The organism is Bradyrhizobium sp. CCBAU 11361, from assembly GCF_028128935.1.
Lineage (GTDB): Bacteria > Pseudomonadota > Alphaproteobacteria > Rhizobiales > Xanthobacteraceae > Bradyrhizobium > Bradyrhizobium niftali.
In genome coordinates this window covers 121,498-142,161 of sequence record NZ_LBJZ01000185.1, presented here as the reverse complement: position 1 = coordinate 142,161, position 20,664 = coordinate 121,498, and the positions used below count along the sequence as shown (strand labels likewise).

18 protein-coding genes are annotated in these 20,664 nt (G+C 65.8%); 7 read left to right on the top strand and 11 right to left on the bottom strand.

The features are described from left to right. Nucleotides 1-186: 186 nt before the first annotated feature. Together ppdK and XI08_RS26735 are read right to left on the bottom strand one after the other, a co-directional pair. Nucleotides 187-3,150 carry a pyruvate, phosphate dikinase gene (ppdK, locus tag XI08_RS26740; protein ID WP_271576639.1) on the bottom strand — a complete coding sequence of 988 codons (2,964 nt, stop codon included), beginning with the start codon at nt 3,148-3,150 and terminating at the stop codon, nt 187-189. A gap of 96 nt (nt 3,151-3,246) precedes the next feature. Continuing rightward, nucleotides 3,247-3,402 carry a DUF3096 domain-containing protein gene (locus tag XI08_RS26735; RefSeq protein WP_074077234.1) on the bottom strand — a complete coding sequence of 52 codons (156 nt, stop codon included), beginning with the start codon at nt 3,400-3,402 and terminating at the stop codon, nt 3,247-3,249. A gap of 224 nt (nt 3,403-3,626) precedes the next feature. Here XI08_RS26735 and XI08_RS26730 point away from each other — a divergent pair, with 224 nt between their 5' ends. After that, nucleotides 3,627-3,980, top strand: coding sequence for a DUF1236 domain-containing protein (locus XI08_RS26730; protein ID WP_027543608.1), 354 nt, complete (start codon nt 3,627-3,629; stop codon nt 3,978-3,980). 331 nt (nt 3,981-4,311) lie between these two features. Here the strand turns inward: XI08_RS26730 and glyS are convergent, their stop codons facing one another. The 6 genes from glyS to XI08_RS26700 all read right to left on the bottom strand — a co-directional run bounded on the left by glyS (nt 4,312) and on the right by XI08_RS26700 (nt 9,948). After that, complete coding sequence (gene glyS / locus XI08_RS26725) at nt 4,312-6,411, bottom strand: glycine--tRNA ligase subunit beta (RefSeq protein WP_271576638.1); 2,100 nt, start codon at nt 6,409-6,411, stop codon at nt 4,312-4,314. Beyond that, complete coding sequence (locus XI08_RS26720) at nt 6,411-7,346, bottom strand: glycine--tRNA ligase subunit alpha (protein ID WP_135179137.1); 936 nt, start codon at nt 7,344-7,346, stop codon at nt 6,411-6,413. Before XI08_RS26720 ends, glyS begins: the two co-directional genes overlap by 1 nt. Before the next feature lie 187 nt (nt 7,347-7,533). Further along, complete coding sequence (locus tag XI08_RS26715) at nt 7,534-7,725, bottom strand: hypothetical protein (protein WP_027543611.1); 192 nt, start codon at nt 7,723-7,725, stop codon at nt 7,534-7,536. A gap of 116 nt (nt 7,726-7,841) precedes the next feature. Then, the gene (locus XI08_RS26710; RefSeq protein ID WP_271576637.1) at nt 7,842-8,750 is read right to left on the bottom strand and encodes a S49 family peptidase; all 909 of its coding nucleotides are present in this window, start codon (nt 8,748-8,750) and stop codon (nt 7,842-7,844) included. 216 nt (nt 8,751-8,966) lie between these two features. Next, nucleotides 8,967-9,728, bottom strand: a complete 762-nt coding sequence (locus XI08_RS26705; protein ID WP_271576636.1) for a tRNA1(Val) (adenine(37)-N6)-methyltransferase — start codon at nt 9,726-9,728, stop codon at nt 8,967-8,969. After that, nucleotides 9,721-9,948 (bottom strand): putative signal transducing protein, encoded by a 228-nt coding sequence (locus XI08_RS26700; protein WP_011085319.1) that lies wholly within the window; start codon nt 9,946-9,948, stop codon nt 9,721-9,723. The genes XI08_RS26705 and XI08_RS26700 overlap by 8 nt, the downstream gene beginning before the upstream one ends. A gap of 132 nt (nt 9,949-10,080) precedes the next feature. Here XI08_RS26700 and XI08_RS26695 point away from each other — a divergent pair, with 132 nt between their 5' ends. From XI08_RS26695 to XI08_RS26675, 5 genes are all read left to right on the top strand, one after another. Then, entirely contained in the window at nt 10,081-11,088 is a 1,008-nt protein-coding gene (locus tag XI08_RS26695; RefSeq protein ID WP_027543614.1) for a polyprenyl synthetase family protein, read from the top strand. Nucleotides 11,089-11,445: 357 nt separating this feature from the next. After that, on the top strand, nt 11,446-11,961 hold the full coding sequence (locus XI08_RS26690; RefSeq protein WP_027543615.1) for a winged helix-turn-helix transcriptional regulator: 516 nt from the start codon (nt 11,446-11,448) through the stop codon (nt 11,959-11,961). A 1-nt stretch (nt 11,962) separates the two neighbouring features. Then, on the top strand, nt 11,963-13,225 hold the full coding sequence (gene fabF / locus XI08_RS26685) for a beta-ketoacyl-ACP synthase II (RefSeq protein ID WP_271576635.1): 1,263 nt from the start codon (nt 11,963-11,965) through the stop codon (nt 13,223-13,225). 44 nt (nt 13,226-13,269) lie between these two features. Beyond that, the gene (locus XI08_RS26680) at nt 13,270-13,902 is read left to right on the top strand and encodes a LysE family translocator (RefSeq protein ID WP_271576634.1); all 633 of its coding nucleotides are present in this window, start codon (nt 13,270-13,272) and stop codon (nt 13,900-13,902) included. Further along, nucleotides 13,895-14,773 carry an alpha/beta fold hydrolase gene (locus XI08_RS26675; RefSeq protein WP_271576633.1) on the top strand — a complete coding sequence of 293 codons (879 nt, stop codon included), beginning with the start codon at nt 13,895-13,897 and terminating at the stop codon, nt 14,771-14,773. The genes XI08_RS26680 and XI08_RS26675 overlap by 8 nt, the downstream gene beginning before the upstream one ends. 213 nt (nt 14,774-14,986) lie before the next feature. Here the strand turns inward: XI08_RS26675 and XI08_RS26670 are convergent, their stop codons facing one another. The 3 genes from XI08_RS26670 to XI08_RS26660 all read right to left on the bottom strand — a co-directional run bounded on the left by XI08_RS26670 (nt 14,987) and on the right by XI08_RS26660 (nt 19,656). Continuing rightward, nucleotides 14,987-15,871 carry a 4-(cytidine 5'-diphospho)-2-C-methyl-D-erythritol kinase gene (locus tag XI08_RS26670; RefSeq protein WP_271576632.1) on the bottom strand — a complete coding sequence of 295 codons (885 nt, stop codon included), beginning with the start codon at nt 15,869-15,871 and terminating at the stop codon, nt 14,987-14,989. 28 nt (nt 15,872-15,899) lie between these two features. Further along, nucleotides 15,900-17,696 carry a tetratricopeptide repeat protein gene (locus XI08_RS26665; RefSeq protein ID WP_271576631.1) on the bottom strand — a complete coding sequence of 599 codons (1,797 nt, stop codon included), beginning with the start codon at nt 17,694-17,696 and terminating at the stop codon, nt 15,900-15,902. Nucleotides 17,697-17,994: 298 nt separating this feature from the next. Next, nucleotides 17,995-19,656: an electron transfer flavoprotein-ubiquinone oxidoreductase gene (locus XI08_RS26660; protein WP_271576630.1), complete on the bottom strand. Its 1,662-nt coding sequence runs from the start codon at nt 19,654-19,656 to the stop codon at nt 17,995-17,997. A gap of 135 nt (nt 19,657-19,791) precedes the next feature. On the opposite strand from XI08_RS26660, the gene XI08_RS26655 reads away from it, so the two are divergent. Next, a complete protein-coding gene (locus tag XI08_RS26655) occupies nt 19,792-20,607 on the top strand; it encodes a uracil-DNA glycosylase (protein ID WP_271576629.1) in 816 nt (271 codons plus the stop codon). The last annotated feature ends 57 nt before the right edge of the window (nt 20,608-20,664 follow it).

The following is a 20,664-nucleotide window of genomic DNA, read 5'->3' as shown; positions in this document are numbered from 1 at the left end:
GTGTGGCGGCATGCGCGTGCAACAATCTCGTCATTGCGAGCGCAGCGAAGCAATCCAGGGTCTCTCCGCGGCGACAGACTGGATTGCTTCGCTGCGCTCGCAATGACGGCGTGGAGAGAGCGGTGCGCAAAATGAAAGAGGCGGGGTTTTGGCCCCGCCTCTTCGCATTCAACATTTCAAATCGTCTTACGCCTGGCTCGCGACCGCCTTGCCGAGTGCGGCTTGCGCCGCGGCGAGGCGGGCGATCGGCACGCGGTAGGGTGAGCAGGAGACGTAGTCGAGGCCGATATTGTGGCAGAAGGCGACGGACGCGGGATCGCCGCCGTGCTCGCCGCAGATGCCGACCTTGAGCGAGGGCCGTGTCTTGCGGCCGCGCGCGACGCCGATCTTGACCAGCTCGCCGACGCCTTCCTGATCGAGCGCGACGAAGGGATCGATCGGCAGGATGCCCTTGGACACGTAGGTGCCGAGGAAGCTCGCGGCATCGTCGCGGCTGATGCCGTAGGTGGTCTGCGTCAGATCGTTGGTGCCGAACGAGAAGAACTCGGCGCTCTCCGCGATCTCGGCCGCAAGCAGACAGGCGCGCGGCAGCTCGATCATGGTGCCGACCTGATAGGCGAGCTTGGTGTTGGTGTCGCGCATCACGGCCTGTGCGGTGGCGTCGATGCGCGCCTTGACGAGGTCGAGCTCCATCTTGGTGGCGATCAGCGGCACCATCACCTCGAGGCCGACGGCCTTGCCGGTGCGCTTCTCGGCCTCGACCGCCGCCTCGAAGATCGCGCGCGCCTGCATCTCGGCGATCTCAGGGTAGGCGATCGCGATACGGCAGCCGCGGAAGCCGAGCATCGGGTTGAACTCCGACAGCTCGCGCGCGCGGTCGGCCAGGCGCCGCGGGTCGGTGTTCATGGCGCGCGCCACTTCCTCGACCTCGGCGTGGGTGTGCGGCAGGAACTCGTGCAGCGGCGGATCGAGCAAACGGATCGTGACGGGCAGGCCCTTCATGATCTCGAACAGCTCGACGAAGTCGGCACGCTGCATCGGCAGCAGCTTGGCGAGCGCCGCGCGGCGCGACTGCTCGTCCTCGGAGAGGATCATCTCGCGCACCGTGCGGATGCGCGTCTCCTCGAAGAACATGTGCTCGGTGCGGCACAGGCCGATGCCTTCCGCGCCGAACTTGATCGCGGTGCGCGCGTCGTCCGGCGTATCGCCATTGACGCGAACACCGATCTTGCGGACCTGGTCGGCCCACTTCATCAGCGTGCCGAACTCGCCGGACAGCTCCGGCTCGATCATCGGCATGCGGCCGGCGAGCACCTGGCCGAGCGAGCCGTCGATGGTGATGACGTCGCCGGTCTTGAAGGTGCGCGAGCCGATGCTCATGGTGCCGCGGCCGTAATCGACGCGGATTGTGCCGCAGCCGGAGACGCAGGGCTTGCCCATGCCGCGCGCGACCACCGCCGCGTGCGAGGTCATGCCGCCGCGGGTGGTGAGGATGCCCTCGGCGGCGTGCATGCCGTGGATGTCCTCGGGGCTGGTCTCGATGCGGACCAGAATCACCTTGCGTCCGTCGGCCTGAAGCTTGGCCGCTTCATCCGAGGAGAACACGATCTCGCCGGAGGCCGCGCCGGGCGAAGCCGGCAGGCCGGTCGCGATCACGTCGCGCTTGGCGTTGGGATCGATGGTCGGATGCAGCAGCTGATCGAGCGAGGCCGGATCGATCCGCGTCACCGCTTCCTTCTTGGTGATCAGGCCCTCATTGGCGAGCTCGACCGCGATGCGCAGCGCCGCCTTGGCGGTGCGCTTGCCGCCGCGGGTCTGGAGCATCCACAGCTTGCCCTGCTCGACCGTGAACTCCATGTCCTGCATGTCGCGGTAGTGCTTCTCGAGCAGCGTGTAGATCCGCGTCAGCTCCTTGAAGGCCTCCGGCATCGCCGCTTCCATCGACGCCTTGTCGGAGCCCGACTCCTTCCGCGCTTCCTCGGTGATGTCCTGCGGCGTGCGGATGCCCGCCACCACGTCCTCGCCCTGCGCGTTGATCAGGAACTCGCCGTAGAGCTTGCTCTCGCCGGTCGAGGGATTGCGCGTGAAGGCGACGCCGGTCGCCGACGTATCGCCCATGTTGCCGAACACCATGGCCTGCACGTTGACCGCGGTGCCCCAGGATTCCGGAATGTCGTGCAGCTTGCGGTAGGTCACCGCGCGCGCGTTCATCCAGGATGAAAACACAGCGCCGATCGCGCCCCAGAGCTGGTCGTGCGGATCCTGCGGGAAGTCCTTCCCCGTCTCGCGCGCAACCGCGTCCTTGTACTTGCCGACCAGCTCGACCCAGTCCTCCGCCGACAGGTCGGTGTCGAGCGTGTAGCCCTGGCTGTCCTTGAAGGTGTCGAGGATTTCCTCGAAGTGATGATGCTCGAAGCCGAGCACCACGTCGGAATACATGGTGATGAAGCGGCGATAGCTGTCATAGGCGAAGCGGCGGTCGCCGGACAGTTCCGAGAGCGCTTCCACGGTCTCGTCGTTGAGGCCGAGATTGAGCACGGTGTCCATCATGCCCGGCATCGAGGCGCGCGCGCCGGAGCGCACGGAGACGAGCAGCGGGTTCTTGGTGTCGCCGAACACCTTGCCGGTCAACTTGCCGACATGGTCGAGCGCCTTCTCAACCTGCGACTGCAACTCCTTCGGGTAGGTCTTGCCGTGTGCGTAGAAGTAGGTGCAGACCGAGGTCGGGATGGTGAAGCCGGGAGGCACCGGCAGACCGAGATTGGCCATCTCGGCGAGATTGGCGCCCTTGCCGCCGAGCAGGTCGCGCATCTCCGTCCGGCCCTCGGCCTTGCCGTCACCGAACGTGAACACCCATTTGCCGGCCTTGGCCGCAGCTGGCGCGGCCTTGGCTGGCGCAGCCTTGCTCGGTGCAGGCTTCAGAGCGACCTTGGCGGCGGCCTTCGGCGCAACTGGCTTGGTCGCAGCCTTTGAGACAGCCTTTACGACAGACTTGGCGGCGGGCTTCGCAGCCGGCTTGGCCACGGGCTTGGCAACCGGCTTAGAGGCGCTCTTAGGAAGCGCCTTGCGGGCCGCCGGCGCGGCTTTCGCCTTGGCGGAGGACTTTGATTTCGCTGGTATTTTCTTAGGCTTCGAGGCGGCTTTGGCCATAGCTTGCACACAACCTGCGAGAGGAATGGGAAATCGCGCGCCTTACACCACTTTGGGCAGGCCCGCGCAAGTCGAAGAGTTCCGGAAAATGAAGGCCTAGAGATGGAGCCACTTCAACAATCCGAGCCCGATCGCACCATTTATGATGAGAAAGATCGCGACGATGAGGTTGAGAAGCCGCGGCATGATCAGGATGAGCACGCCCGCAATCAACGACAGGATCGGCGAAATGTGGGCGACGGTGATGTGCATGAATTATCTTTCCGTGGAGGTGGGGCGAATCGCGGGCGGATCATAGCGGACCCGGTTCCGCGGGTAGAGACGCACTAGGGGTCGCACGAGTTCCGGGCTTCGCGAAAACTGCCCAAAAATGCCGCGAATGCGGCAAGGCATTTTCCGGAACATCGCGCGCGTCGCAGCATTGGCAACCGGTCGCGCCATTGGCGCCGGCTAAAATCATGTCGAAGGAGTTGCCCATGCGGAACAGGATTCTCGCTCTCGCCGCGCTTGGCGTCGCGCTCGGTGCGCCGGTTGCGGCACAGGCGCAAACAGGCATTACGGTTGGACGCGCGCCCGTCGTGGTCGACAGCGGCCCGACGATTGCGGTCGAACAGCGGCCAGCCTTCCGCGATTATGTCGTCGAACAACGTGTGCCGGCCTTCCGCATTCCGGATCGCGTGGTGGTCGGAGCCACCTTACCGGAGAGCGGCGTGACCTATTATGACGTGCCGCAACGTTTCGGCGCCACCACCTATCGCTACACCGTCGTGAACGGCGAGACCGTGCTGGTCGAGCCGCGCTCGCGGCGCATCGTCGAGGTGCTGGACTAGATCCTCGACGGACCCGTTCCTTCGAGCGAACCGGTATCCACTTCGCTCGAAAACGCATCGTTCAACTCGATGTCCGGCGCGTCAAATCAGGCTGACGCGTGCAGTGTTAAATCGGACATCAGGCCCCGCCCGGTCTCCCCCCTCCGGGTGGGGCTTTTTTGCGCTTCGTCATTCCGGGGCGCGCCATTTGGCGCGAGCCCGGAATCCATTTCTCTGCATCGCGCGCGGCACGATGGATTCCGGGTTCGCGCTTCCGCCTTCGCTCTTCGAGCTTCGGCGGACAAGTCGCGCGCCCCGGAATGACAGTTGCGTTTGGCCGCGCGGCCGCGCCTCAATCCTGGATCTTCGAGAAATCCGCCACCGCGCGCGTGGCGCTGCGGATCTCGTTCAGCAGCTTCAGGCGGTTCTCGCGCACCTTCGGATCATCGTCGTTGACGCGGACCTTGTCGAAGAACGCATCCACCGGCGGACGCAGCTTCGCCATCGCGCTCATCGCGGCGGCAAAGTCCTCCTTGGCGACGGCAGCATTTGCTTCCGCCTGCACCTCGCCGATCGCCTTGGCCAGCGCCTTCTCCTCGCCGAGGCTGTAGAGCGCAGCATCAGGCGCACCGTCGAACGTGCGTTTGTCCTTCTTCTCCTCGATCGAGAGGATGTTGCTGGCGCGCTTGGTGCCGGCGAGCAGGTTCTTGCCGTCGTCCGACTCGAGGAATTTACCGAGCGCCTCGACGCGGCGAACGATCATGAGCAGGTCGTCCTGGCCGCCGAGCGCGAACACGGCGTCAACGAGGTCGTGCCGGGCGCCCTGCTCGCGCAGCTGGACCTTCAGGCGGTCGGCGAAGAAGGCGAGCAGATCGCTCGGAAGCTTCTGTGCGTCGGCCGGCTTCACCGACAAGCCGGCGAGCGCGGACGCCGCCACCTTCATCAGCGACAGACGCAGTGCGTTCTCGGCGATCAGCCGGATCACACCCAGCGCGGCACGGCGCAGCGCATACGGGTCCTTCGACCCCGTCGGCTTCTCGTCGATCGCCCAGAAACCGACGAGCGTGTCGAGCTTGTCGGCGAGCGCGACTGCGACGCTGACCGGATCGGTCGGCACCCGATCGGCGGGGCCCTGCGGCTTGTAGTGCTCCTCGCAAGCCGCCGCGACGGAAGCATCCTCGCCCTGCGCCAGCGCGTAGTACTTGCCCATCAGGCCCTGCACCTCTGGGAATTCGCCGACGACTTCGGTCAGCAGATCCGCCTTCGCCAGATGCGCCGCGCGGGTCGTCTTGGCAACATCGGCGCCGACCAGCGGCGCGATCTCCGCGGCGAGCCGCTCGATGCGCTTGATACGCTCGGCCTGCGTCCCGAGCTTCTCGTGGAACACGATCTGCTCGAACTTCGGCAGGCGGTCCTCGAGCTTGGTTTTGAGGTCCGTCTCGTAGAAGAACTTCGCATCGGAAAGGCGCGCGCGGATGACGCGCTCGTTGCCGGCGATGATGGTCTTGCCGCCATCGGTCGCCTCGATGTTGGCCACCAGGATGAACTTGTTGGCGAGCTTTCCGGTCTTGGGGTCGCTGACGACAAAGCACTTCTGGTTGTTGCGGATGGTGGCGCGGATCACTTCCGCGGGCGTCGCCAAATATTCCTCTTCGAACGAGCCCATCAGAACGACCGGCCATTCGACGAGGCCGGCAACCTCGTCGAGCAGGTTCTGGTCCTCGACGAGATCAAAACCCTGCGCGAACGCCAGTTGCTTGGCGTCGGTTAGGATCGCGTCCTTGCGGCGCTCCGGATCGAGCACGACCTTCGCGTCCAGCAGCTTCGCCTCGTAATCCTCGAACCGGCGCACGGAAATCGCCGCGGGCGCCATGAAGCGATGGCCGTAGGTGGTCTGGCCGGCTTCGATGCCGTCCACCGAGAACGGCACGACATCGGGCTGTTCGGTCTCGGGCCCGAACGTCGCGGTGATCGCATGCAGCGGACGCACCCAGTTGAGCGAGCCGGGTTTTCCGGAACGCGCGCCCCAGCGCATCGATTTCGGCCAGGGGAAAGTGCGGATGACGACGGGCAGGATCTCCGCAAGCACGTCGATCGCGTCGCGGCCGGGCTTCTCGATCAGCGCGATGTAGAAGTCGCCCTTCGGATCGCGCTGGATCTTGGCCTCATCCAGCGAGTTCAGACCTGTCGCTTTCAGAAAGCCCTGCACGGCCGCATCGGGCGCGCCCATCTTTGGTCCGCGGCGTTCGGTCTTCAGGTCGGGCTGACGCGCAGGGATTCCGTGCACGGTGAGCGCGAGGCGGCGCGGCGTCGCGAAGGCTTTCGCGCCCTCGTAAACCAGACCTTCGGCGACGAGCTTGTCGGTGACCATGCGGCGCAGATCGTCGGCCGCCTTCGCCTGCATGCGCGCGGGGATTTCTTCCGAAAAGAGTTCAAGCAAAAGTTCGGGCATCAGGCCGCTCCGCCCGCTTCAGTATGTATCCAGGCTTCGCCACAGGCCTTGGCCAGCTCGCGCACGCGAAGAATGTAGCTCTGCCGCTCCGTCACGGAGATCACGCCGCGCGCATCGAGCAGGTTGAAGACATGGCTCGCCTTGATGCACTGGTCGTAGGCCGGCAGCGCCATCAGATGCGCCTCGCGCTTGCCATCCTTCCAGCCGGCGTCGAGATATTTCCGGCAGGCGGCTTCCGCCATCTTGAACTGCTCGAACAGCATCGCGGTGTCGGCGACTTCGAAATTGTGCTTCGAATACTCCCGCTCGGCCTGGAGGAAGACGTCGCCATAGGTGACCTTGGCGTCGCCGTCGCGGCCGTTGAAGTTGAGATCGTAGACGCGGTCGACGCCCTGCACATACATCGCGAGGCGCTCGAGCCCGTAGGTGAGCTCGCCCGCGACCGGCGCGCATTCGAAGCCGGCGACCTGCTGGAAATAGGTGAACTGGGAGACTTCCATGCCGTCGCACCAGCACTCCCACCCCAACCCCCAGGCGCCCAGCGTCGGGCTCTCCCAGTCGTCCTCGACGAAGCGGATGTCGTGCACGGCGGAATCGATGCCGATCGCGGCGAGCGACTTCAGGTACAGCTCCTGAAGGTTCGGCGGCGACGGCTTCATGATCACCTGGAACTGGTAGTAGTGCTGCATCCGGTTCGGGTTCTCGCCGTAGCGGCCGTCCTTGGGCCGGCGCGAGGGCTGCACATAGGCGGCGTTCCAGGGCTTGGGCCCGAGCGCGCGGAGCGTCGTCGCCGGATGGAAGGTACCCGCGCCCATCTCCATGTCGTAGGGCTGCAGGATCACGCAGCCCTGCTCGGCCCAGAACCGCTGGAGCGCGAGGATGAAGCCCTGGAACGAGCGTTCCGGGCGCATATGGGCGGGCAATGAGGCGTCCATCGTCAGATCAGGCTCTCGCGGGGGGTTTTGAATCGCGCGGGACCGTATCGACGGCGGGGATGGGAATCAAGGCGAAGGGGGGTAAATGGCGTCATTCCGGGGCGCCCGAAGGGCGAACCCGGAATCTCGAGATTCCGGGTTCGATGCTTCGCATCGCCCCGGAATGACGGCGTGTGGAAAGGCGCAACTAACCCGGCCGGTAAGCTCCGGTCACCGGATCCTGTTTCAGCGTCCGGATTTCCCCCATATGGGCGGCTTCGGCGACGCGTGAGAGACGCATCTCCTCCAGCTCCTGGTTGATCCGGACAGCGGTCTTGTAGGCCCAGCGGACCACGGCAAGCCCGCCCAGGACGCCTGCGAAAGCGACGAACGGCGGCATCTGTCGATCCTTGTTGAGTGCTCAGCCCCCACGCACATTCTTGCGCAGACCGGGCCGCGCCGCAATTGGCTCGGCTTCAAGTCTCCTTGGGGCCAAATGGCGCGGGAGGCCGTGCCCTAGAACCCGAATTTCGCCCAAATCGCGCGCGTTTCGACCGCCGAGATCAGTTCGTCCGGCAGCCCGGCCATTGATTCCAGGGCCGAAAGCTGGCCCGCGCCGGGCGATCTGCGCCCCAAAAGGCCGGACAGCAGCCCGGTCGGCTGCGCGATCACGGGGGTGAGAACCTTCTCGCCATAGCGGGCACGAAGAGTTGAGCGGAGATCGCCGATGCCGTCGGCGAGCCCCAGCCCGACCGAACTCTCGCCGGCCCAGTATTCACCGGTGAACAGGGTGTCGTCGTCGCCCTTCAGCCGCGCGCCGCGGCTCTCCTTCACCAGCGCAATGAAGATCTGGTGGATCTCGCGCTGGATCGCCTTCAGCTTGGTCACGTCGTCGGGGTTTTCGGGCAGGAACGGATCGAGCATCGCCTTGTGCGCGCCGGCCGTGTAGAGCCGCCGCTCGATGCCGAGCCGCCTGATTGCCTCCTGGAAACCAAAACTGCCGCCGACCACGCCGATCGAGCCGAGGATCGAGGACGGATCGCAGAAGATCTCGTCACCGGCGCAGGCGATCATGTAGCCGCCGGAGGCCGCAACGTCCTCGACGAACACCAGCACCGGCAGCTTCTTCTCCGCCGCCAGCTGCTTGATGCGCAGGTAGATCTGGCGCGACTGCACCGGCGAGCCGCCGGGCGAATTGATCACCAGCGCCACTGCCTTGGCGTTCCGCATCGAGAAGGCCCGCTCCAGCACCCGCGCGACACCCGCGAGCGACATGCCCGGGCGCAGTGGCGTCACCGCACCGATCACGCCTGACAGCCGCACCACCGGCACCACCGCCGTGCCAGGGCGGAAGCGCGCTGGCAGATATTGCATGAGCTTGTCGGCCAGGCCGGAACCCTCACGATCGTTCAATTGTTCGGCCATGCCATTACCCCTGATTAACCATTTCTTATCACGCGACTGTCATTGGAAGTGCCTGGAACGTGTTTTGCAGATTCCCTATTGGGAAGCTGCAATGAAGCAGCGGAGGAAACGCCATGAAGATCTATCTGCTGTTGATGTTGATCGGTGCGCTTTTCACGGCGATTCGCTTTACGTCCCCGCAAGAACAGCAGACGGAATCGCTGCCGCAGTAAGCCGTCACGGCTCCGCGAGCGGCAACACCGCCCTCCCTTCCAGAATATCCCTCACCTCTTTTTTAGGCACGTCTGACTCTTCGTTAAGCATGAGGCCCGGCAACAGGCGCGTCGGCGCCCTGCCGCCTTTGATCGCGCGCACCAGCACGCGGATCGCGGGCCGCCTCGCTTCGCCATGAACCGGCAGGATCGACAGGCTGCCGAAGCCGCGTGACAGCGCTGCCAAGACCTCGGCGATTCCATCCGCGCGCCAGATCAATGTCAGCACACCGTTCGATCGCAGGATACGCCGTGCTGCATGCACCCACGCATGCAGCGTCTCCTCCGTCGCCACATGCGCGGTGTGGCGCGCCTGATCCGGCGAGCCACGATGGCGCACCGGATCGTTGAAGGGCGGGTTCATCAGCACACGATCGACGCTGTCGGGCACGAGCCCATGTGCCACGAAGGCCTGCGCATCGGCGGTGACGTCGAGCACGATCGTATCGGCGGTAATCGCGTTCGCCACCGCATTGGCACGCGCCAGCTCCGCCAGTTCCGGATCGATCTCGACCAGGCTGAGCCTGATCCCCGCCACGCGCTGCGCCAGCGCCAGCCCGGCCGTGCCGATGCCGGCGCCGAGATCGACCACGCGGTCGCCTGCCTGGGCCTCCGTCGCCGCCGCGAGCAGGATGGCGTCATGCCCGGCGCGATGGCCGGACCGCTTCTGCTTCAGGCGTAGTTGCCCGCCGAGAAAGGCGTCCTCGGTGATGCCGGCCTCAATCATCGCCGCGCAGTTCGTGGCTGAGCCCGGCCTCGGTCAGGAGCTGCCGGGCCTCCTGGGCGTCGTCCTCATGGACCAGGATCCGCCGCGGCAAAATGCCAAGCGAGCCCTCGATAATGCTCATGTTCTGGTCCAGCACCAGATGATGGATATTGGCGCCGTCGAGCAGCGCGCCGATCGCCGACACCAGCACCATGTCGTTGGTCCGAACCAGTTCACGCAAAACGCAGGTCTCCTGCCTGAAAGGGGTTAAGCGGCAAATGTCAATGGTTCCGCAGCACTTGCCGCATGCGCCTCCAGTTTCTATTGTATTTCCATCAGAATAGCCCTTCCGGGGCAAATATTGGAGACCGGCGTGGCCGTCATCGTACCTTTCGAAACTCCCGGCGCGTCGATCGAAGAGCTGGTTGCCCTTGTCGCCGGAGACATGGAGCGCGTCAACGCCACGATCCTGTCGCGCACCGGCTCCGACGTGACCATGATCCCGGAGGTCGCCAACCATCTGATCTCCTCGGGGGGCAAGCGCCTGCGGCCGATGCTGACGCTCGCCATGGCCAATCTCGCCGGTTACAACGGCGACGGCCACATCAAGTTAGCTGCCTCCGTCGAGTTCATGCACACCGCCACCCTGCTCCATGACGACGTCGTGGACGAGAGCGAGATGCGCCGCGGCAAGCTGTCGGCGCGCATGCTCTGGGGCAACGAGGCGAGCGTGCTGGTCGGCGACTTCCTGCTCGGCCAGGCGTTCCGCATGATGGTCGAGGTCGGCTCGCTCCGCGCGCTCGACATTCTCTCCGCGGCCGCCGCCACCATCGCCGAGGGCGAGGTGATGCAGCTTGCGGCCGCCAAGAACACCGCGACCACCGAGGACGAATATCTCGCCGTGATCCGCGGCAAGACCGCCGAGCTGTTCGCCGCCGCCTGCGAGGTCGGCCCCGTGATCGCGAACCGCCCCAAGGCGGAGCAGACCGCCTGCCGCTCGGTCGGCATGAATCTCGGCATTGCGTTCCAGCTCGTCGACGACGTGCTCGACTATGGCGGCAAGAGCGCCAAGCTCGGCAAGAACACCGGCGACGATTTCCGCGAAGGCAAGATCACGCTGCCGGTTGTGCTCGCCTTCCGCCGCGGCAACGACACCGAGCGCGCCTTCTGGATCAAGGCGCTCGAGCGCGGCGAGATCGGCGATTCCGATCTCGATCACGCCATCGGCCTGATGAACAAGCACCGCGCGCTCGAGGACACGCTCAGCCGCGCCCAGCATTACGGCGCCATGGCGGTGGATGCACTGGCGCTGTTCCCGTCGTCGCCGATGAAGAGCGCGCTGGAGCAGGTCGTGGCGTTCTGCCTGGCACGGTCGCATTAGGTCTCGCGTTAGGGCATACTGCCAGCCACACCCTTCAGTATCGTCCCGGCGAAGGCCGGGACCCATACCGCGTGATCTATCGGTAGACGCGCGGTCTCCGTACCGCACGCCTACACCTTCACTACCGATCTTCGCCAAACTTCTCCCTGTGGTTATGGGTCCCGGCCTTCGCCGGGACGACGCTTGGTGAGATAGCGTCGCCGCCGCTTCGACACCGTCATTGCGAGCGCAGGCGCCATTCGCGCCAACCAGCACTCAACTTTCAGCGACGCCCTCTGACACTCGTAACGCACCCCAGCCGGGATGCCGCCCGGCCATTAACTTGCATTTTGCAAGCCACCATCCTACCTTCCCGCCATGCAGCCCAAATCCGCCTCCATTCTGGAATGCCCGGTCGGCCGCGCCGTGGAGACGGTCGGCGAATGGTGGAGCATTTTGATCCTGCGCGACGCGTTCCAGGGCGCGACGCGCTTCGACGAGTTCTCCCAAAATCTCGGGATCGCGCCGAACATCCTGTCGCGGCGCCTGGCCCATCTCACCGCGTCAGGCATGTTCGTCCGCCGCCGCTATCATGAGCGGCCGCCGCGTTACGAATATGTGCTGACGGACAAGGCGCGGGATTTCTTCCCGGTGGTCGCGGCGCTGCTTGCCTGGGGCAACAGGCATCTCGCACCGAAGGGCGAAGCCATTCTGCTGGCAAGCCGGGCCGATCGTCGTCCGTTCGATCCTGTCGTGGTCGATGCCGCCGACAGGCAGCCGATCACGCTCGACAATGCGGTCATCATCGCGGGGCGGGGCGCCAGCCGCGGGATGCGCAAACGGCTGGCTTCGCTGAAGGCCATGAACCCGGCCATTGCGCCGGCTGGAGACTGACATGCGTCGTATCGTCGTGACGGGAATGGGCGCGGTGTCACCGCTCGCCTGCGGTGTCGAACTGTCCTGGCGCCGGCTGCTCGCCGGTCAAAGCGGGCTGCGTCCCCTACCCGAATGGTCGCAGGCGCTGCCCGCGCGCATCGCGGGCCTCGTGCCCGACAAGGCCGGCGATGCAGACGGCGGCTTCGACCCGGCGCAGGCCGCCGCGCCAAAAGACCAGCGCAAGATGGACCGCTTCATTCTGTTCGCGCTGCTCGCCACCGCAGAGGCGGTCGCGCAGGCCAAATGGACGCCGCAGGACCCGGCCACACTGGAACGGACTGCAACCATCATCGCCTCCGGCGTCGGCGGCTTTCCGGCGATGGCGGAAGCGGTGCGCATCACCGAGCAGCGCGGCGTGCGCCGGCTCTCGCCATTCACGATCCCCTCGTTTCTCGCCAATCTCGCCGCCGGCCACGTCTCGATCAAATACGGTTACAAGGGACCGCTGGGGACGCCGGTCACCGCCTGTGCCGCCAGCGTCCAGGCGATCGGCGACGCCGCGCGCATGATCCGCGCCGGCGAGGCCGATGTTGCGATCTGCGGCGGCGCCGAGGCCTGCATCGACATCGTCAGCCTCGGCGGCTTCGCGGCGGCGCGCGCACTGTCGAGCTCCTTCAACGAGGAGCCGGGGCGCGCCTCGCGCCCGTTCGATCGCGACCGCGACGGCTTCGTCATGGGCGAAGGCGCCGGCATCCTGGTAATCGAGACGCTCGAGCATGCGCTGGCGCGCGGCGCCACGCCGATCGCGGAGATCGTCGGATACGGCACGACGGCGGATGCCTACCACATGACGTCGGGGCCGCCCGATGGCGACGGCGCGCTCCGCGCCATGGAGATCGCGCTACGGCAGGCGCGGCTGGAGCCCGGCCAATTGCAGCATTTGAACGCGCACGCGACGTCGACGCCGGCCGGTGACGAAAGCGAGCTTGGCGCGATCGGGGCGCTGTTCGGCCGCAGCCGCAGCATCGCGGTGAGCGCGACCAAATCAGCCACCGGCCATCTGCTCGGCGCCGCCGGCGGACTCGAGGCGATCTTCACCATCCTCGCCTTGCGCGACCAGGTCGCGCCGCCGACGCTCAATTTCGAAAACCCCGATCCCGGCGCAGACGGCATCGACATCGTCTCAGGTAGCGCGCGTCCGATGCAGATACGGCACGCCATCTCCAACGGATTTGGCTTCGGCGGGGTGAATGCCAGCGTGATCTTCCGCCGGATGGACTAAACGACAGGCCTTGCAATCGCCCCAAGCATCGCTACGACAGCAGGATGACCGACACGAATTTCTGGCTGTTCCTTGCCGCGGCATGTCTCATTGCCGCCATTCCAGGTCCCGGCATTTTCTACGTCGCGGCGCGGACCTTGTCCGAGGGGCGCGGCAGCGGCTTTGCCTCGACCGCGGGCACGGCGCTCGGCGGGCTGGTTCATGTGGTGGCCGGCAGTCTCGGTATCTCCGCCATCATTCTCGCCAGCGCCGAGCTGTTTGCCGCCGTCAAATTCGTCGGCGCGCTCTATCTGGTCTGGCTCGGCATCAAGACTTTTCGCAGCGCCGGCCGCGCGCTGTCATTGGAGGGCGCGCCCACCGGCGACAAGCACGCGTTCCGCGACGGCGTGCTGGTCGAGGCGCTGAACCCCAAGACCGCCGCGTTCTTCCTCGCCTTCATTCCGCAATTCCTCGATCCCGCGGGATCGAACCCCACGCTGCAATTCACCGTGCTCGGCGCGATCTCGGTGACGCTGAACACGCTCGCCGATGTCGTCGTGGTGCTGATGGCGTCCGCGACGCGCACGCAACTGATCGGACGGCCGCATCTGATGCGGCGTCTCACCCAGGGCTCCGGCGTCTTCATCGCGGGCCTCGGTCTCTCGCTCGCGCTGGCGCGGCGGCCGGCAAATGGCTAGCGCCCCGCAAAGCCGTTTCTACGAGTCTCACGGCCTGCGGCTGCATTATGCCGATTGGGGCAACGAGGGCGCGCCGCCCCTTATCCTGGTCCACGGCGGCCGCGATCATTGCCGCAGCTGGGACGTCATCGCCAGATCGCTGCAACCGCATTTTCACGTGCTGGCGCCCGACCTGCGCGGCCACGGCGATTCCGAGTGGACCAAAGGCGGCAGCTACGCGCTGACGGAATATGTGTACGACCTCGCCCAGCTCGTCCGCGGCGTCGCAGCGCCTCAAGTGACTCTCGTCGGTCATTCGATGGGCGGCATGGTGAGCCTGATCTTTTCGGGATCGTTCCCCGAGCAGGTCACGAAGCTGGTCGTGCTCGACGGCGTGACCATGCTGCCGGATGCACCAAAGCCGCCGGCGCATGAGCGCATCAGCAAATGGGTCGGCCAGCTCGACAAGCTGCACGACCGCACGCCGCGCCGCTATTCGACCCTCGAGGATGCCGCCGCGCAGATGGTGCTTCACAACAAGCGGCTGTCCCGCGACCTCGCGCTGCATCTTGCGACGCACGGCGCGCGGCAGAACGAGGACGGTACCTATAGCTGGAAGTTCGATCCCTACCAGCGCGCCTCCGCGCCGCATCGGCTCTGGCCGGACGATCACGTCGAACTCTGGTCGCGCATCGCCTGCCCGACGCTGCTGCTGAATGCCGGCGAAAGCTTTCTCGGCGGGTCCAGAGCGGCAGGCCTGGCGCGCTACTTCCCGCAGGCGCGTGTCGAGACCATCGCCGGCGCGGGGCACTGGCTGCAGCATGACAAGCCGCAAGAGGTGTTGGGTGAGATCAGAAGGTTTCTCGGGCTGCCTGAGGATTGCAGCGGCTAGCTCGGACCCGTAGCCCGCATGAGCGCAGCGACATGCGGGAAGCCGCAAGCGCGAATCCCGGATTGCGCTACGCTCATCCGGGCTACGCAGCATCCGTGAAGGCAGGTGTCGTAGCCCGGATGGAGCGTAGCGTAATCCGGGACCGCCGCAGCCGAACCATCCCGCATTGCGCTTCGCTCCAACCGGGCTACGGCAGTGTCGCCGGAGAAATACCTAGCTCAACGTGCCCGCATGCACCCACCAGCCGGGGTGATCGCGCCGGATCCTTTCCGCGGCAGCATGGGCCTCGGTTGCCGCGCCATAGATCGCAAAGCAGGTCGCGCCCGAGCCGGACATGCGGGCGAGCTTGACGCCGGCGGAGTCACGGAGCGCCTCCAGCACCTCGCCGATGACAGGTTCGATGCGCATCGCGGGGGCTTCGAGGTCGTTGGCGACGGTTTCGAGAACCTCGACCCAGTCGGCGATCGAGGCGCCCTCCTCCGGCCAGGCCGGAGCTCCGAGGACGGAGGTGGCGCCGACCAGCAGTTCGCCGTTGCGCAGGCCCAGCGCCTGGAACACGTCCTTGGTCGCCACCGGCACGCGCGGGTTGACCATCACGCAGGGCATGCTCGGCAGCGCGAGCGGCAGCAGCTGCTCGCCGACGCCGGTCATGTCGCAGGCGCGCGAGAGCAGGCACACCGGCACGTCGGCGCCGGTTGCGAGCGCAACCTTCTGGAGGTGGGGATCATCGAGCGACAGGTTGTTGAGCCGCGCCAGCAGGCGCAGCGCTGCCGCTGCATCCGCCGAGCCGCCGCCGATGCCGGCCGCGACGGGCAGCACCTTGTCGAGCGCAAAGGCGCCCAGCTTCAGGTTCGGCACGGCCTCGGCCAGAAGCTTGGCCGCCTTGAACACGAGATTGTCGGCGGTATCGCCGCACGCTGCGGCCAGAGGCCCGGTGGTGGCGAGCTTCAGCTCGCCGCCCGGCTCCAGCGTCAAACGATCGGCGCAGTCGGCGAAGGCGACCACGCTTTCGAGATCATGATAACCGTCGGCACGACGGCCGACCACGCGAAGGCTCAGATTGACCTTCGCGCGCCCCTCTTCAATCAACGCCGGCATCGGCGACACGCCCCCAACTTCACTCAGCTTAGCCGCCCTTGCCGTCGTCCTTCCTCTTCTCCGCCTGCGCGGCCGAAGAGTTCGAATTGTCGTCGGTCAGGCCGTTGGCGATCTTGGCCTCGATCTTCGGAAGCTCATCCGGCTCGGGCTTGAGATCGCGGGCGTGCGACCACTGGAATTTGGCTTCCAGCGTGCGGCCGACGCGCCAATAGGCATCGCCAAGGTGATCGTTGATGGTGGGATCCTCGGGCTTGAGATCGATCGCGCGCTCGAGGTTCTTCACCGCCTCTTCGTAGTTGCCGATGCGGTAGTAAGCCCAGCCAAGCGAATCGACGATGTAGCCGTCGTCGGGACGCTGCTCGACGGCGCGCTTGATCATCTTCATGCCTTCGTCGAGATTCACGCCCTGGTCGATCCAGGAATAGCCGAGATAGTTGAGGACATGCGGCTGGTCGGGCTGCAGCTCGAGCGCCTTCTTCATGTCGGCTTCGGCCTTGCCCCACTGCTTGGAGCGCTCCTCGCAGATGCCGCGATAATAGTACCAGACGCTGTTGGCCTTGTCGTTGCCGGCCGGCAGCACGTCGACGCCCTGCGAATAGGTCGCGCCGCAGTCGCCGAACTTCTTGCGGCCGCGCTCGATGTTGCCGAGCGCCATGATGGCTTCGAGATCCTTGGAATCCTCAGTGGTGACGCCCTTGAGGATCTTGATCGCCTCGTCGGTGCGGTCCGCGGAATCCAGATCGATGGCGAGCTGGATCTGCGCGTTGCGCTTCAGCGGCGAGGTCGACGGCACGCGCTCATAGACCTTGATCGCCATCTGCGGCCGCTTCACCGATTCATAGAGATCGGCGAGCGAGAGCAGCGCCAGCGGATGGGTCGGCTGGAGGTAGAGCGAGAGCTGGAGATAGACCAGCGCCAGATCTTCGCCGCCGCGGCGGGTCAGCGTCGCGCCGATGCCGTAGAGCGCCTCGGCAGCGCCGGCCTGCGCGGAATCGACCAGCGGCGGCAGCTTCTTGCCGGCCTTGGTGTCGCGCAGGCCTTCCACGATCAGCGGATGGCGGGCGAGCTTCTTGTCGAAGGCCTGGTAGACGGTGGTCGCGGCGGCGGAATCCTTGTTGCGCGACAGCCAGCGCGCATAGGCCTCGGTGACGCGCAGCATGGAATCGTCGAGCTTGTAGGCGCGCTCGAAGCGCGTGCCGGCGTCCTTCTCCTTGCCGGCGAGCTCGAGGATCATGCCGGCGTGGAGATCCTTGAACAGCGGATACCATTCCGGGCCGGCCAGCTTGTCGATGGTGGCGACAGCACCCTTGGAATCGCCGGCGCCATAGGCCGCCCAGCCCGACAGCAGCGTGGCGACGAGATCGGTGATGGGTCCGCGGATCGACTGGTTGATGTTGGTCTGCGCGGTCGCGTACTTCTTCAGCTTCAGATCATGCACACCGACGACGAGGCGCGCGACGCGGTTGGTCTTGTCGATGGTGAGGATGCGCTCGGCGAGCTTGACCGCCTCGTCGATGTCGCCGTCGGCGACCGAGGAGATGAAGGCACGGTCGAGCAGCTCGTTGTTCTTCGGATCGGTGCGGAGCGCCGAGCGGTAGAAGGCGGCGGCCGAGGCCGCGTCGCGCTCGACGCTGGCGTGGCGGGCGGCGAGATAGCTGCCGGAGGTCGTGAGCGACTTCAGATCGTTCCGGGTCGGAAACTGCGCCGCCGTATCGGACGGGTGATCCGGCGTCTGCGCCAGGACCCTGCCGGGGACCGTCGCGATCGCTGTGCCCATGAGGGCGATGGCGGCAACAGTCCAGCGGTTGAAACGAATTGAAAACATCAGGGCTCGCCTTGAGTTGGTAGTGCCTGGGTTTGCAGCAGAAAGCCGTCTCGCATGCGAACGCGGCCGGTGGCATCGTGACCCGGAACCGTCGGGTCGGACAATGCCGCTTTTGGCGGTTTACCGCAAGGATTCGGACCGGGCGATCGCCTCCGAACGCCCCAAATCGGACAAGAGCGCCCCAAGACGCCGCCACTATGGCCTTATCGTGGCCGCGACAGGTGGCCGCGGCCCGGTTCTCACGCGAACGTGCGGCAGATCACCCTTTGTGACCGAGTCCGCGCTGATTGGCCCGCCTTTACATCGCCTCGTAGTTCGGGCCGCCGCCGCCCTCCGGCGGAACCCAGGTGATGTTGCCGTTGGGGTCCTTCACATCGCAGGTTTTGCAGTGGACGCAGTTCTGGGCGTTGATCTGGAAGCGCGGGCCCGCGCCCTCCTCGACCCATTCGTAGACGCCGGCGGGGCAATAGCGATTCGAGGGACCGGCGAACACGTCGTGCTCGGAGGTCTTCTGGAGGTTCATGTCGGCAACCCTGAGATGGACCGGCTGGTCCTCCTCGTGATTGGTGTTGGACAGGAATACCGACGACAGCTTGTCGAACGAAATCTTGCCGTCCGGCTTGGGGTAGTTCTTCGGCGCGTGGCTCTTGGCCGGATCGAGCGTCGCGCGATCGGGCTTGGAATGCGACTGGGTGCCGAACAGCGATGCGCCGAACAGCGTGTTGCACCACATGTCGAAGCCGCCGAGCGCGACGCCGAGCACGGTGCCGAACTTCGACCACAGCGGCTTGACGTTGCGGACCAGGAACAGGTCCTTGCCCACGGAGGAGGAACGCCACGCGTTCTCGTACTCGGCGATCTCGTCATTGGCGCGATCGGCCGCAAGCGCCGCCGCGACGTGCTCGGCGGCCAGCATGCCGGTGCCCATCGCATTGTGAACGCCCTTGATACGCGGGACGTTGACGAAGCCGGCCGCGCAGCCGATCAGCGCGCCGCCGGGGAAGCTCAGTTTCGGCACCGACTGGTAGCCGCCTTCGGTGATGGCGCGCGCCCCATAAGCGAGCCGCTTGCCGCCTTCGAAGGTTCCGCGGATCGACGGATGGGTCTTGAAGCGCTGGAACTCGTCGAACGGCGACAGATAGGGATCGTCGTAGTTCAGATGCACGACGAAGCCGACGGCGACGAGATTGTCGTCGTAGTGATAGAGGAACGAGCCACCGCCGGTCTTCAGGTCGAGCGGCCAGCCGAACGAATGCTGGATCATGCCCTTCTGGTGCTTGGCGGGATCGATCTGCCAGACTTCCTTCAGGCCGATGCCGAACTTCGCCGGCTCGCTCTTGGAGTCGAGCGCGAACTTCGCAATGAGCTGCTTGGTCAGGCTGCCGCGGGCGCCTTCGGCAAACAACGTGTACTTGCCGAGCAATTCCATGCCACGGGTAAAGGAGTCCTTTGGCTTGCCGTCGCGGCCGACGCCCATGTCGCCGGTGGCGATGCCCCTGACCTTGCCCTCCTCGTCATAGAGCACCTCGGCTGCGGCGAAGCCCGGATAGATCTCGACCCCGAGCGCCTCTGCCTTGCGCGCCAGCCAGCGGCAGACATTGCCGAGCGAGCCGATATAGCAGTGATGGTTGTCCATCAGCGGCGGCATCATGAAGTTCGGCAGCTTGATCGCACCGCCGCCCGTCATCCAGTAGAAGCGGTCGTCCTTGACCTGCGTCTTCAGCGGGCAGTCGGAATCCTCGCGCCAGTCGGGAACGAGCTTGTCGAGCCCGGCCGGGTCGATCACGGCGCCGGAGAGAATATGCGCACCGACCTCGGAGCCCTTCTCCACCACGACGACGTTGAGATCGGCGTTGAGCTGCTTCAGCCGGATCGCGGCCGACAGGCCCGAGGGGCCGGCGCCGACGATGACGACGTCGAATTCCATGGATTCGCGCGGGGGAAGTTCTTCGGTGCTCATCTGATCTCAGCCCTTGAGACGGTCCTCGGTCGTTTGCGCCCTCTTGTTTCCGATTTTTCCGGGTAGGACAACCACGGAAATGCGTTCCGGTGGGATGCAAGGCGCCCCGAACTGATATAAAAGTCTGACTTTCCCATGATCCCCGAACCCGCCCCCACCGTCCGAGAGCTTCTCGCCTTCTATCTGGAGGCCGGTGTCGACTGCGCGCTCGCGGAGGAGCCGATAGACCGCCTGGCGGAAATGGACGCTCCGCCTCCGCTCCCGCGCGCAGCAGCGCCGGTCGAGGCGCCGCGGCCGGCCGCTGCGCCCACGGTGATCCGCGGCGAGGCCGCACCCGCCCCCGACGTCGCGATCGCCTCGGCACGCGAGGCTGCGCGCACCGCGCCGACACTGGAGGCCTTGCGTAAGTTGATGCAGGGCTTCGAGGGCTGTGCGCTGAAGCACACCGCAACAAGGCTCGTGTTCGCCGACGGCAATCCGCAGGCGCGCATCATGTTCGTCGGCGAGGCGCCGGGCCGCGACGAGGACATCGAGGGACTGCCTTTCGTCGGGCGCAGCGGCAAGCTGCTCGATTTGATGATAGGAGCCATAGGCCTCAACCGCACCACGGCCTACATCGCCAACGTGATTCCGTGGCGCCCGCCCGGCAACCGCACGCCGACGCCGCAGGAGACGCAAGTGTGCCTGCCCTTCATCCAGCGCCAGATCGAGCTGGTGAACCCCGACGTGCTGGTGACGCTCGGCAATCCCTCGACGCAGACGCTGCTGTCGACGCGCGAAGGCATCATGCGCACCCGCGGGCGCTGGTTCGACTATGAGACCGGACAGCGCACCATCCGCGCGCTGCCGACCTTCCACCCGGCCTATCTGCTTCGCTCGCCGTCCTACAAGCGGCTGGCCTGGCAGGATCTGCGGGCGATCGCAAAGGTGCTGGGGCAAAGCACGGTGTAACCGCATACACCGTCATTCCGGGGCGCGGCAAAGCCGCGAACCCGGAATCCATTCATC